This is a genomic window from Ktedonobacter sp. SOSP1-52 (assembly GCF_016587395.1).
Genome location: NZ_BNJH01000001.1, coordinates 3,024,631 through 3,037,054, shown reverse-complemented (window position 1 = coordinate 3,037,054; position 12,424 = coordinate 3,024,631). Strand labels below are relative to the sequence as shown.

The 12,424-nt window shown below is 48.0% G+C and carries 13 protein-coding genes and 1 pseudogene; 8 read left to right on the top strand and 6 right to left on the bottom strand.

Going from position 1 to position 12,424, the window contains the following annotated elements; translation table 11 throughout:
• Positions 1-65: 65 nt before the first annotated feature.
• Positions 66-356: pseudogene (locus JMJ16_RS14535) on the bottom strand (IS6 family transposase); the annotation flags it as partial.
• A 36-nt stretch (positions 357-392) separates the two neighbouring features.
• Positions 393-590: a hypothetical protein gene (locus JMJ16_RS14530; RefSeq protein ID WP_201382305.1), complete on the bottom strand. Its 198-nt coding sequence runs from the start codon at positions 588-590 to the stop codon at positions 393-395.
• A 627-nt stretch (positions 591-1,217) separates the two neighbouring features.
• Here JMJ16_RS14530 and JMJ16_RS14525 point away from each other — a divergent pair.
• The 4 genes from JMJ16_RS14525 (at position 1,218) to JMJ16_RS14510 (ending at position 3,340) form a co-directional block, all read left to right on the top strand.
• Positions 1,218-1,550, top strand: coding sequence for a hypothetical protein (locus JMJ16_RS14525; RefSeq protein ID WP_201382303.1), 333 nt, complete (start codon positions 1,218-1,220; stop codon positions 1,548-1,550).
• 367 nt (positions 1,551-1,917) lie between these two features.
• On the top strand, positions 1,918-2,187 hold the full coding sequence (locus tag JMJ16_RS14520) for a hypothetical protein (RefSeq protein ID WP_201382301.1): 270 nt from the start codon (positions 1,918-1,920) through the stop codon (positions 2,185-2,187).
• Between the two features lie 103 nt (positions 2,188-2,290).
• On the top strand, positions 2,291-2,758 hold the full coding sequence (locus tag JMJ16_RS14515; RefSeq protein WP_201382299.1) for a hypothetical protein: 468 nt from the start codon (positions 2,291-2,293) through the stop codon (positions 2,756-2,758).
• 87 nt (positions 2,759-2,845) lie between these two features.
• On the top strand, positions 2,846-3,340 hold the full coding sequence (locus JMJ16_RS14510) for a hypothetical protein (RefSeq protein WP_201382297.1): 495 nt from the start codon (positions 2,846-2,848) through the stop codon (positions 3,338-3,340).
• Here the strand turns inward: JMJ16_RS14510 and JMJ16_RS14505 are convergent.
• Positions 3,337-3,723 (bottom strand): hypothetical protein, encoded by a 387-nt coding sequence (locus JMJ16_RS14505; protein ID WP_201382295.1) that lies wholly within the window; start codon positions 3,721-3,723, stop codon positions 3,337-3,339. The genes JMJ16_RS14510 and JMJ16_RS14505 overlap by 4 nt on opposite strands.
• A 488-nt stretch (positions 3,724-4,211) precedes the next feature.
• On the opposite strand from JMJ16_RS14505, the gene JMJ16_RS14500 reads away from it, so the two are divergent.
• The 3 genes from JMJ16_RS14500 to JMJ16_RS14490 are packed head-to-tail and all read left to right on the top strand — an operon-like array spanning position 4,212 to position 5,891.
• Positions 4,212-4,562 carry a YciI family protein gene (locus JMJ16_RS14500; protein WP_201382293.1) on the top strand — a complete coding sequence of 117 codons (351 nt, stop codon included), beginning with the start codon at positions 4,212-4,214 and terminating at the stop codon, positions 4,560-4,562.
• Between the two features lie 17 nt (positions 4,563-4,579).
• A complete protein-coding gene (locus JMJ16_RS14495; RefSeq protein WP_201382291.1) occupies positions 4,580-5,164 on the top strand; it encodes an RNA polymerase sigma factor in 585 nt (194 codons plus the stop codon).
• The gene (locus tag JMJ16_RS14490) at positions 5,079-5,891 is read left to right on the top strand and encodes a DUF6596 domain-containing protein (protein WP_201382290.1); all 813 of its coding nucleotides are present in this window, start codon (positions 5,079-5,081) and stop codon (positions 5,889-5,891) included. Before JMJ16_RS14495 ends, JMJ16_RS14490 begins: the two co-directional genes overlap by 86 nt.
• A gap of 255 nt (positions 5,892-6,146) precedes the next feature.
• On the opposite strand, the gene JMJ16_RS14485 is transcribed toward JMJ16_RS14490, so the two are convergent.
• The 3 genes from JMJ16_RS14485 to JMJ16_RS14475 form a co-directional block, all read right to left on the bottom strand.
• Positions 6,147-6,923 (bottom strand): thioesterase II family protein, encoded by a 777-nt coding sequence (locus tag JMJ16_RS14485; protein ID WP_201382288.1) that lies wholly within the window; start codon positions 6,921-6,923, stop codon positions 6,147-6,149.
• Between the two features lie 181 nt (positions 6,924-7,104).
• Positions 7,105-8,241 (bottom strand): acyl-CoA dehydrogenase family protein, encoded by a 1,137-nt coding sequence (locus tag JMJ16_RS14480; protein WP_201382286.1) that lies wholly within the window; start codon positions 8,239-8,241, stop codon positions 7,105-7,107.
• Positions 8,242-8,278: 37 nt separating this feature from the next.
• Positions 8,279-11,575, bottom strand: coding sequence for a non-ribosomal peptide synthetase (locus tag JMJ16_RS14475; protein ID WP_201382284.1), 3,297 nt, complete (start codon positions 11,573-11,575; stop codon positions 8,279-8,281).
• Between the two features lie 323 nt (positions 11,576-11,898).
• Here JMJ16_RS14475 and JMJ16_RS54295 point away from each other — a divergent pair, with 323 nt between their 5' ends.
• Complete coding sequence (locus JMJ16_RS54295) at positions 11,899-12,399, top strand: IS630 family transposase (protein ID WP_236601123.1); 501 nt, start codon at positions 11,899-11,901, stop codon at positions 12,397-12,399.
• Positions 12,400-12,424 lie beyond the last annotated feature (25 nt).

Below are 12,424 nucleotides of genomic sequence, written 5' to 3'. Positions count from 1 at the left end.
CTCCCGCTTTTTTGGCTTATTTTATCACCTCCTCTTCCTTTCCTTTATTGTTGCTGAGCTTATTTAGATGCGATTGCCCTGAGGTACATCCAGACTTTCTTGACTTTGATGTACGTCTCATCGACTTTCCACGAATCATTCCAGGCTTTCAGGTGAAGCCGACAGCGTTTTTCCAATTCTGGAGCATAGTGCTGAACCCAGCGATAGATGGTCGTATGGTCGATGGATAGGCCCCGCTCCCGCATCATCTCCTCGAGATCTCGGTAGCTTAAAGCATACCGAAGATACCAACGAACACAGAGCAAAATGAGCTCCGCTTCAAAATGACGCCATTTGAACAGTTTGGCATTTTCCATGACAGGGCCTCTCTTCGGAAAATAAGCCCAAACTTATCACATTGGCGTCATCTTTGCAACACAACCGATCGACGACCACTTTCGTTCAAACCAGAGTGATTGGGTCACTTCTGGCAACGATTTGGCTTGCGTTTCCGTCATCAGCGCATCCACCGTATTGAACAGCGCATCTTTGGCTCGCAAAAAGCAGTCATAGATCTCGTGACGAAACTCGTTCCATGTGTTAAGGTACATGCGAGTTCTGCTCCTTTTGTTTCTTTGATACCGGAACAGTACTCGCTTTGGCAATCTTTCGCAAGAGAGATTGCCTTTTAGCTCTACATTAGTCTAAACAAGAAATATCAATATTGGTAAAAAATAACCATTATGGCTAGTGTTGTATCATGCTTCAATAAAACTTGCTAATTATCGTTGCCCATTACAATGACTACAGAAGCTATTCAGTCTCCCCGCAAAACAATGGCGTATTGCGCCCTGGATGGCTTCGTGCTTGCTATACAATGACAAAGAAGCTATCCAGGCTCAGCAGACGATATGACAAGCCTGGGTAGTTTCCTGCTGCACTACATCAGCACTTATAAGCACTATCGTTTCTTCTTCTTTGTATTATAAGAGAGGAAAACGGTTTTATCCCTCAATAAATCGTATATTTCCGTCCCTAATTGCCATGTTTACTGCTCACAAAGAAAAGAGCATCCAGATGGGTATTACCTGGATGCTCTTTTCTTGCTATGCATGCTGTGCTCATTGTGCCATATATGCCCGTACGCTTGCAAGAGGTTTACTTTGTAACCCCAGGGCTTTCCAATTCTAATAAACAGAACATTGGCCAAGAAGGATGAGATCAAGAGCCTGATCAACATGGGCGTTCAAGTAGCGCATCTGGCGAGCAACATTGCGAACGCCAAGGCGATCCATCAGACTCAACACAGCTCTATTGAGCTGAGCAAGCAAACTGGGAACGGATCCCGTACGGGTTTGACAGCTATCTTCACCCAAGCCGAACGGGTCTTCGGCTATCGCCAGGCCACCATCACGACGTGGCTCACTCGTGCAGGTGGGCACGCACAGACCTTGCACGAGCACTTCTTCTTCCATCTCCACCTCCCGCACCTCCCGTTGGACGAACTGCGCACCCGGCTGCGCTGCTCCACACAGGTGCTCTGGCTAGCCATCGATCTTCTCGGTCATTGAAATTCTCCTGACGTCATGTCACATGTCCAACGCTTCTATAGTCGAGCCCATTTGCGCAACCTTTGGTTGCATATCATACTCGTATTGTAATGAGAAAGAAGCACGTTGTCAAGAGAAGAGCAGGCGGTTCTCCCTACCACTTTAGCATGTTCTGCCAATTGGCGACCTTGCCTCCTTAGCGACAACAACATGGATGACTACAAATTGTATGGCGATGTAGGGTAGAAACATGGATGACTACAAATTGTATGGCGATGTCATGAGAGGGTTCGAAAGTGAGTTTGGTGCCAAACCTACCGACACTACCACCGTCGGCGAGACGAGCCCATTTGTTCATGAGATCTTTCAGTAGAAAGCGAGATTCCCCATGTCAGCCGAGATTGAAAGCCGCGCGTCCTCCTGGTCCTGGTGTAGCACATGCGACTGCATGATGCCTCTCATTCACACCTGCAGCCAGGGAACACCAAGCATCAATGATCCACAGTTGACAGAAGATGTTGACTACTCGAGCGTTGAAGCCTACCTGCGTGGCCGGTATGGACGCGCCGGCCAGGCCAGGGCCCAGCAAGCCATTAACAAGGGCCTCGTCCAGGCAAACCAAACAAAAACGACACGAATGCAGTGGTGGATGCACTAACCCCCAGAGCAGAGAGTATGGAGAGGGATCATCACCCTCTCACGGCTTCTCAACATCATGAGCATGCCGAAGCAAGACAGCATTCGGCTTAGCAAAAAGGAGCTTGAGAGACATCGGTACACCTGCCTGCATTGCTCACGAAGACGGGACTGTCCATTGTATCTACCTCAGCCAGGATGGCTACCCAGCCTTTGCTGGCCAGATCCTGCTCCAGCACTTCCAGACACTGGAGCGCGTTCAACAACTGCTGGATGGAGGGAATCTCTATCGACTGAGACCTGAGTTGGGGAAACCCCACGATTTCGTTGAGGCACAAAACAACCCCGAACTGCGGCTGAAAACCCAAAACTGGTGTCAGTTTAAACGTCGGGACTACGATCGCCGCCGGAGCCAGCCAACAGATGAGCAGGCGCAGGAGCTCGGGAGCCTTGATTTGCTGCTGCTGCTGAACCAGCAGCAAGACACGCCCTGGACCTATGTGTTTCGCACAGGCCAATGGGACCTCTACTCTTCTGATTCCATTGAAGGTATTCTCCTCCAGGAGGCGCTCAGCACTCACGAGAGACAGTAACCTGCCCACACCTGAAACAAAAGCCGGGAGGCTCCCCCTCGGCAACAGCCTCCCAACGCATTTTACCTAAAAGAAAGTTGAAGACACATGATGGAGAGAAACGTAGCAGAACTCCTCAAATCTGAGATCCTCAGTCTCTGCAGCTACCACAACCTGACGGGATATCCCGCCAGTGTCGAGCAATTGGAGACATTAGATGAGTTAATCACCTGGCTGGGAACAACTGACTTCTCCTCAACGCATAGCGGAGAATACGCCGCCATCCTGCAACTTCTTCGCGTTGTCAATACACTCCAATACCAGCATAATCTTCTCCAGTTTGCTGAATGGGTGAAGAAACACCCCAAGTGGCAGACAGAATTCGTTGTTGCCTGCGTAGATCGCCTGATGAAATTCGTTGAGCACGAAAGACGGCAGGATGCCTTCGAGCTTGCCCTGGCCATCGCCTCGAACCTTTCTGACTTCCCCCATTTCCGCGAGCAACTGGCCACATGGACACGCCAGCAGCTGATAGAAAAGGCTTCTGAGTCTAGACCCCCTATGGCATCTAAAGAAAGCGTTCTCCCTGCCACCCGTTTCTAAGAAGAGGGATCGTTATAGCTACGGATCCGGCGCGCCAGAACACCAGAAGCGTCAGACCTGGCCCTGGATGAACATTCCTTAAGAAAATGCCTCTCCTTGGCCAGCGGATGCGTGGACAAAAGCAAAACAGAGCCCGGTGTTGGACAAACCCAGCGCCAGGCTCGTTCATCTTCCGCGGCTGCATCTCCTAAAATAAGCACATCCAATTCCTCGTCCGGACCAACCACACTGGCCCAGCCGAGAATCTCGCAGAGCTGACTCCCCTCTTCAATCACCACATGCCCTTGCACATACAGATAACAGCGCTCCATATGAAATTGCCGCTTGAAGACCTCGACGGCGACCCGGATCACGCCGGCGGCAAGTGGCAACCCTAAACGCACTTGCTCGCTTCTTTTCTCCATCATAGCCCTATCATAGCAAATATTCCCCTACACGTGGACGTATTCACCCCGCTTCTCATCATCGTTCACTGCATCTTTCTCTCTCAAACACCTTTTCCTACACACGAAAATATCTCCCAGCAAAACAATGTGTTACAGCTTCCATCTCATTTGGGCAACCTCAGCACATGAACTTTGCTACACTCCTCTCAACGAATATATACATCCTTCTTCCTAGCCTCGCCGGAGAAGAAGCGAAAGACACCTGATCGGTTTGGGAGGATAAATGCCCTTATGGGAATGTATCCATTCATCCCCGGGATTCTTTTTACGAGAGCCAGGAAATATCGAAAAAGTCCGTTTGCAAAAAATTTACCACAACCCGTTACTAAAACTGTCGATTTCGTCGCCTCCCGTTCGTTGTTCTGTTGAAGGGCGACGCTAATCGTCCTCAAGCTATAGGAGCAACAACACATTAGGAGGAAAGCATGCGTTATTTACTCTTGATCTACCAAAATGAAGCCGAACATGCAAAATTCAGCCAGGAAGAATTGAACGCGGAATATGAAGCATATATAGCCTTTGGCAAAGAAGCTGAGCAGCGAAACGTGCTCGTTAGCAGCGAGGCTCTTCTCCCCACCAATACTGCGACAACTGTACGCGTACGTGGCGGCAAAACCTTGCACACAGATGGCCCCTTCGCCGAGACCAAAGAGCAGCTCGGTGGATTTTACCTGCTGAATTGCAAAGACCTTGACGAAGCCATCGAATTTGCGGCCAAGATTCCCACCGCTACAGATGGCTCGATTGAGATTCGCCCCATCATGGAATTTGAGTAATGGAAGTGAGAGTATAAATGCAGGCAGCATATCGGATGGTCGCGCATACCTTTCGCCAAGAGGCGGATCGTATCCTTGCCAGCTTAATCAGCACCATACGGGACTTCGAGCTAGCCGAGGACGCGCTCCAAGACGCCCTGCTCATCGCGCTCGAACGCTGGCCTGTAGAAGGTATACCATCCAATCCGGGTGCCTGGATCACAACAACTGCGCGGCGCAAAGCTATCGATCGTTTGCGCCGCGCCAGTACATTGGCACGCAAACACGAGATCCTGCAAGAACTACTTCAAAAGGTAGAGCAACAAGGAACTGAAGCAGGAGAGGACAGATCGATCCCCGATGAACGGCTCAAGCTGATGTTTACCTGTTGCCATCCTGCCCTGGCGTTGGAGGCACAGGTCGCGCTCACGCTGCAAACACTTGGTGGACTCTCCACCGCCGAGATCGCAAGCGCCTTTCTGGTTCCACTTCCAACTATGGCCCAACGCCTGGTACGCGCCAAACGCAAGATCAGAGATGCCGGAATCCCCTACCAGGTACCCCCAGACAATCGGAGAGCGTATAGACGCGGTGCTCTCTGTCCTCTACCTTATCTTCAATGAAGGCTACACCCTCACTAGTGGCAATATGTTGCTACGCATTGAACTCTGTGACGAAGCGATACGTCTTGTGCGAGTCCTGGTCCAGCTCCTCACACAAGAACCCCTGCTTGATATGCTCCCCGAGGCATTGGGCCTGCTGGCGCTCATGCTTTTACATGATGCCAGGCGTGACGCACGCCTTGGGCCAGAGGGGTTCTACTACGATACCGAACTGAAAATGATTCCTGCACTCAAACCCCGCCTGGCATTCGTGCCCAATGTGGGTATGCTCAAAGGGGTCTTTGAAGACAAAGAAACCAGTGAACTGCTTGTGACAATTCACTGGTCGCAACGGAACCGACAGGCGACGAACCACCGGTCGCACCTGGCCTTGATCCCCATCGAGAAGTTGTTTAATAGTCGCGACGATCTTCTCGTTTATACTCCCAAATCGAGTTCCGACTACGTGCAATCCGACAACCCATTTGAGCAAGCTCTTGCTAATCCAGTCGTTATTTCCTCACCCCAGCACCGTCCAGCTCCAGAGAAGCCACAACGGAAAATCCCCGTTACCGAGTGGTCGAACGTGGTACGCCGTGTTGTTGAGAACAGAGAACCACTGCGGAAAGTTGCAGAGGATTATAGAGTTTCGCACGAGACGATCAGGCGTACCGTTCGCATCGCAAGCAAACAGCGTATGAATACTGAGGCGCCAAAGCCGCGCTTTGCAAGTGTGCCCGTCCGATAGCCTTGTACGAAGGTATCTGCATCAGTTGCCAGCCCACATAGCGTCTGTACTTGCACCTGATTTGGTCAGGTCGAGATAGACAGAGCGTTTCCCATGTCCAGTATCCGTCACAAAAGACATGGTATTCTGCAGATGGAAAGCATTCACCAGTAAAACATCCGCGCCGTGTTTTGCGAGGATGCACCCAATCGCAAGCATCCCTCAAAGGGCTCAACATGCTATCCAGCGTCCAGATTATGCACAGGTTTTCTGGCATCATGCTAAACTCATCAGATCATGTCGTACCGCATTTAAAAGCAAATGTTGCGAACTTTGCAGAAAGAAATGATCACCCGGAAGCATACGAACGGCAGACTGGCCGCTCGTCAGCTCTAGCCAGGCAAAAAGATCATCCCTCTTTATTTCCTCGTCCTGTATCCCCCCAAACACCGAAAGAGGGCAATCGAGCGCTCCATCCTCGATATAGGAATAGGTTTCAGCAAGAGTAAAATCAGCCCTGACGACTGGCAAAAGCAGCTTCATAAGCTCATTATCTTGCAAAATAGCCTGTGATGTACCATTCAGCTTACGCATCCATTCCATTAAGGCCGCATCGGACAGATCACAAACTCGTTTTTGGCTGGCGTTGAGATAGATGCTCTGACGATGAGGAGCACGACAACCAGAGGCAAATAAACAGGCAGGGCTCAGAGCATATTTCTTCCACAGAAATCGTGCTAATTCATAGCAAAAAAGGGCCCCCATGCTGTGGCCAAATAGTGCAAAGGGTTTATCATCCATATAAGGAAGCAGTGCAGATGCTACAGACTCAATTAGAACATGCATCTGAGTCACAGGCGCTTCTTTTAAGCGATTTTCTCGGCCAGGCAATTGAATAGGACAGATTTCCGCCAGCGAGGAAAGATGAGCTGGCCAATCACGGAAGATTGACGCGCCGCCTCCAGCATATGGGAAACAGAACAAGCGAAGCGGCGCTTGTGAAGCGGATGCGGGACAAACAACCCACCTGCTCGAATACTGATTGTTTTGCATCTTCGTATCATCAGAAACCCCTATCGCCAAGAGAGGATAAGAGTTTTTGCTCCTTTCACACAAAATGCTTCCATCACCAGGAAAGAGGCCTCGGTTGGAGTCAGTCTGCCCCGTTCTATTGAGTCAGGAAAGGCCCTGAATCGGGAAAAAGGTTGGCTAACACGTCATAACAGTTCTGCCTCTACAAAAATTTGGTGAGGATATGTTGCATAGTTTCGACGCTTCCACCTGTAATAGCTGCTGCGCGGTTATCCCTATAAGCCCTGGCAATTTGCGTTCCTTCCATATATCCATACCCCCCCAGCAGTTGCAAGCACTCATCCGTGATGTGACGAAGCAGTTTCCCTGCTTTCAGTTTTATCATTGCTATCTCCCGTGTACACTCACGGCCCTTGATGAATAAATTGGTGCAGTAATACGTCATTTGCTGTAAAAATTCCAACTCTGTCTCCATATTCACGAGAGAAAAGGCAACGCTTTGATGATCGATCAGGCGCTGGCCAAATATCATCCGCCTCCTCGCGTACTCTTTTGCTTTGCTCACAATATTTTTTCCCTGAGAGCACGCAAGTATCCCTTCAATGAGCCTCTCATGCTGAAACTGCTCCATTTGTATATCAAACCCCATATCCTTCATCCCAATAATATGTTCCTTAGGAACCTTGACATTCTCAAAAGTTAATTCCGCATGGTTACAACAAAAATTGCCGAGCTTTTTGTATTTTTGAGCAGCGGTAAGACCCGCACTATTGGCCGGCACAAGAATTAATGACATACCTCTCGTACCTTGAGTTGGAGACGTTTTGCACAAAGTCACAATGAAATCTGCGATAGACCCATTTGTAATATAGCTTTTCCGTCCATTAATGACGTAATAGTCATCATATTCATCGGCAGTTGTACTGATAGCTGTGACATCAGAACCAGCGTCCGGATCAGTAATTGCCAGAGCACCGATAAAATCACCCACGACCGCTGGTCGCAAATACCGTTGTTTCAGCTCTTCAGAGCCGTACTTCGCGATTGCCGGGGTAGATATCTCTGTTTGTACTGTAATAGACATGGGTACACCCCCTGCTTCTATACCACCCAGTTCTTCCATCCAGATAACCGTATACCAGAAATCGAGATCCAAGCCTCCATACTGCTTTGGATACGTTAACCCAAGCAAGCCTTCATCCCCCATCTTCTTATAAAGCTCGCGCGCTGGAAATTTCCCCTCGGCTTCCCATTGATCAACAAAAGGGTTGATTTCCCTCTCGATAAAGCTTCTTACAAACGCCCGAAACATTTTATGCTCTTCATTAAAATGAAGCATTACCCATTATCTCCTCTTTATCTTTAATAACTTACTTTTACATATTTTTCTCTTTTTGCTTAAATACCCCACAAATGCTTAGATAACATCTTGCCCAGGTCTCAATGGTTTCTCTTCTAAAAAGATCTGCCATGTACGCAAACTTGAATGCAAGACATTCTTCATCATTCGTGTAACACACAACAGTAAGCGGAAAACCTTTGTGCTCGTTTCTAACAACAGCAGTAACTGTAAATGTGTGGAAAGATTCTTCCTTCCCAGAGTCTGCTAGGGGTGGATTATTGTCGCATACAAAAAGAGCCTGGATAAATGGCCTCTTGATGTCCCTGGCAATATCCGCCAGGCCAAGAAATTCATATGGTTGGACTTCAAGAAGGCTCTTTTTGACCAGCGCTACAATCTCTTCAACGGTAGTAATCCCATGAGCATTTACTCTGAGAGGAAGAGTGTTGACCAGGTTTCCGACAACATCCATTCCTCCCTCCACGTCTTCAGATCGTGTAGAGGTGGCGATACCAATGATCAAATCATCTTGCTGGCAAATCTTCTTTATGAGCAAAAAATAAGCCGCTAAACAGGTCATGTTCAATGTTGCTTTGTTTTGCCGTGCTCGCTCTGCCAAGCAAGCTGAGCTTTCTTTATCGAGCGATATGTTTATCTCTTCCGCCTGTCCTCCCTCATTTTCATGGAACAAGTCCTCAGGTAACTTTATTGGCTGCGTATCAGCAAGATATCTCTGCCAAAACGCTTTTCCACCTTTATAGTCTTTGTTAAGGAAGTGCATGATATAATCTGTAAAATTCCTTTTCGGCTGCGGAAGAGGGCGAAATTTCTGTCTTACGATGGTCGAATAAATATGGCTCAACTCCTTGAAGCATAACAAAGTAGACCACCCATCAATGATGACATTATGCGCTGTCCACAGGATATCAAACTGTTTTTTTGACCTTTTATACACGGTGAAACGGAAAAGAGGCCATTGTCCTGCGTCAAAACCCTGCTCGCGCTCTGTCCGGGCCTCCCGTGTAATGTAAGCTTCCTGTTCTTGCCATGAGTGCGCCGAGAGATCTTTACAGGGCAATTGGTAGTTCGCGCGTGAAAGGATAATCTGCACTGGTTGAGAGGTTATATCTCTCCTGAATAGAGTGCGGAATGCTTCATGTCTTTGTACAAGGACATTTATAGCCCTTTCAAAGGCGTAAAGGTCGATCGTTCCTTCACAGCGATAGATACACTGAGGTACAGAGATTACCTGGGTATGCCAGGCACTTTCATAAAGCATCCCATACTGAGAGGAAAGTAACGGCAAAACAGCGCTTACATCGGGAGGTAAACGTTTTTGTTGTTCGGGTGAAAGCACAATCGCTGATGTACGTTGTGAGGGAGAGTAAACATCGCTCAGTTGCAATTCGTGCGCGTGGTCATCAATATAGCGAGCCAGGGTTTTGATGGTTGAGTGGTGAAAAAGATCAACGGTTTTCAGACGAATCCCTTCTAATTCACATCTGTTGCGGATCCTAATGCTCAAAATCGAGTCTCCTCCAAGAGCAAAAAAATTATCATGTACGCCGATTCTTTCAAGATGAAGGACTTCTTTCCATATTCTGGCTAAAAGTTTCTCTGTTCTCGTCACAGGCTCTTGATACATATCATTCTGCATTAAGTTTCCACTATTCGCAAAACGCAGAAGGGCAGACTTATCGACTTTATTATTGGTAGTAAGCGGCATATCTGTTAATATCACAAAATGATGAGGAAGCATATAATGAGGAATTTTTGTTTTTAAGTCATCGCGGAGTTCATTAGCGGAAATTCCCTCATTTTTATGAGTAGCATAGGCGATTATTTTTCTGCTATCCGCTTCGTCTTTAACCAGCACAACCGCATCCTCCACGCCAGAGCAACTCCGCAGAGCGGCCTCGATTTCCGCAAGTTCAATACGATACCCTCTGACCTTCACCTGCTCGTCTCGACGGCCAACGAACTCCAGGTTTCCATCAGGAAGGAGTTTCCCAAAATCCCCCGTTCTATAAAGCCGTTGCATTCCTTTTCCAGCCAGATCGACGGAGAGAAAAGAGGAGCAAGTTAACTCCTCTGCGTTCAGGTAGCCTCTTGCAAGACCTATTCCTCCAATCCATATTTCACCCTCTGTATTTGGCGGACATTGATGGAGATTTTCATCCAGGATATAAACCTCGACATTGTCCACCGGTTGACCAATAGCAACAGAGAGGCGTTCTTCGTTAGGCGAAATCAGGTAATAAGTGGTGGTTACTGTTGCTTCTGTAGGACCGTATACATTGTATATTTTGTGCGCATGGTTCACAAACCTTGACCATTCATGGATTTTATCGGCATGCAGCACTTCACCACCAAGTATAAGTACTTCGAGTTGAGGGAAAGAAATGCTCTTTTCATCAGGTTGAGAGGCAATAAAATGAACTATTTGATACCACAGAGAAGGAATGGTATCCCAGTGGGAAATAGCAGTCTGCCTGAGCCAGAGGACAAAAAGAGGTGGGCTGACCTGTATGTCCTCTGGAATAGGATATAAGGTTGCGCCACTTGCCCAGGCGGAGAATATTTCCTGCACTGAAGCATCAAAGGCGATAGCATAATTTTGTGCGACACGAGATCGATGGGTCAGGCCGAACGTTTTCTGCGCCCAGGAGACCAGGTTAATCACACTTCGCTGTTCTATCATCACACCTTTTGGCGTCCCCGTTGAGCCGGAAGTATAAATGATATAGGCTAAATCAGTAGCACCATTTCTTAAGGGAAGATCCACATCAGGGCAGAGGGCGATATCCTCTCTCTCAAATACCTTTCCACTTCTTCTCTTCGCTTTTTGAAATGGTTTTAGCTCGTCAAGCGCCACTCTATAATTTGCCCCCTGGGCCTCGATCAGCGATAAAAAGCGACTTTTTGTTAAAACTGCCTGCGCACCGCTTTGAGTGAGAATAGAGTGTACTCTTTCTGGGGGAGTAGCAGGGTCCACTGGTAAATATGCCGCTCCCGCTTTCAGAATGCCGAGGATGGCAATATAGGCTTCAATGCTGCGCTCCATCAAAATCATCACAACGTGACCCGACTGGATACCGATCTGACAAAGTAAATGGGCCACCTGATTGGATCGTCTATTAAGCTCACTATACGTTAGCTCTTCGCCTTTAAATGAAATAGCTATCTGATCTCCATACCTTGCAGCCTGTTCATAAAAAATGCTGGCCAAAGTAGTTTGATCAGAAAAAGCAGCCCGTACTTGGCTGTATTTCTTTATTGGTCTTCTGTTATATAAATTCGCTTTATTTCTAATTTTGCTAATTTTATCCATTTTTATCCTCCTTTACATTAATCACTGCTTTTTTGTCAATCATGACATTGCGTAACGCTATACCTCTTAGTCCATCTCTTATTATGTCTAACAGCTTCTCTCTCTCGTTTGACCGGATAGCGCATCCATGACAAGTATATAAGTTGTAAAAAAAGGGAATACCCCGGTTTCCTTTTTGGGGTATTTTCGGCATTCCCTCTGAAGAGCTTCTCTCCTTAACGTATACCGCTCAGAAAAACAGGGCGACGTTCTTCTGGCATATGTTGTTCAAAACGCCTTACTGACGTCGACGGAAGCAAGTAAACTGTGATAGAATCGGCAGCATGGGAGCACCAAAGAAAGCCGATTGGCGAGAAGAACGACGCAAACAAGCATGGAAACTGAAGCAACAAGGATGGCAACAAAAGGATATAGCCAAAGCACTAGGGGTAAGTAAGGGAGCCGTGAGCCAATGGATGAAACAAGCAAGAGAAGGCGGCATAGAAGCACTCAAAGCACATCCTCCTAAAGGCGTGAAGCCAAAACTGTCAATTGAGCAACAAGCGCAGATTCCTGGCTTGTTGGTGGAGGGGGCAGAAGCCTATGGATTTCGGGGAGATGTCTGGACAGGGAAGCGGATCGCGGAAGTGATCTATCGCAGCTTTGGTGTCCGTTACCATCCCGATCACGCCGGACGACTGTTACGAGAAGCTGGTTGGAGTCCTCAACAGCCAATCGAACGGGCGACGCAACGGAATGAAGAAGCTATCAAGCAGTGGTATGAAGATCGTTGGCCAGCGATTAAAAAAAAGCCGAAAACGAGAAATACACCATCCTCTGGGTAGATGAGGCTGGGTTCTATCTGCTGCC

Excerpts from the sequence above, each read along its gene's own strand:
- JMJ16_RS14480 (WP_201382286.1), bottom strand. The coding sequence starts at position 8,241 with ATGCTTCATTTTAATGAAGAGCATAAAATGTTTCGGGCGTTTGTAAGA.
- JMJ16_RS14530 (WP_201382305.1), bottom strand. The coding sequence starts at position 590 with ATGTACCTTAACACATGGAACGAGTTTCGTCACGAGATCTATGACTGC.
- JMJ16_RS14525 (WP_201382303.1), top strand. The coding sequence starts at position 1,218 with ATGGGCGTTCAAGTAGCGCATCTGGCGAGCAACATTGCGAACGCCAAG.
- JMJ16_RS14495 (WP_201382291.1), top strand. The coding sequence starts at position 4,580 with ATGCAGGCAGCATATCGGATGGTCGCGCATACCTTTCGCCAAGAGGCG.
- JMJ16_RS14475 (WP_201382284.1), bottom strand. The coding sequence starts at position 11,575 with ATGGATAAAATTAGCAAAATTAGAAATAAAGCGAATTTATATAACAGA.
- JMJ16_RS14510 (WP_201382297.1), top strand. The coding sequence starts at position 2,846 with ATGATGGAGAGAAACGTAGCAGAACTCCTCAAATCTGAGATCCTCAGT.
- JMJ16_RS14490 (WP_201382290.1), top strand. The coding sequence starts at position 5,079 with ATGCCGGAATCCCCTACCAGGTACCCCCAGACAATCGGAGAGCGTATA.
- JMJ16_RS14520 (WP_201382301.1), top strand. The coding sequence starts at position 1,918 with ATGTCAGCCGAGATTGAAAGCCGCGCGTCCTCCTGGTCCTGGTGTAGC.
- JMJ16_RS54295 (WP_236601123.1), top strand. The coding sequence starts at position 11,899 with ATGGGAGCACCAAAGAAAGCCGATTGGCGAGAAGAACGACGCAAACAA.
- JMJ16_RS14500 (WP_201382293.1), top strand. The coding sequence starts at position 4,212 with ATGCGTTATTTACTCTTGATCTACCAAAATGAAGCCGAACATGCAAAA.
- JMJ16_RS14485 (WP_201382288.1), bottom strand. The coding sequence starts at position 6,923 with ATGCAAAACAATCAGTATTCGAGCAGGTGGGTTGTTTGTCCCGCATCC.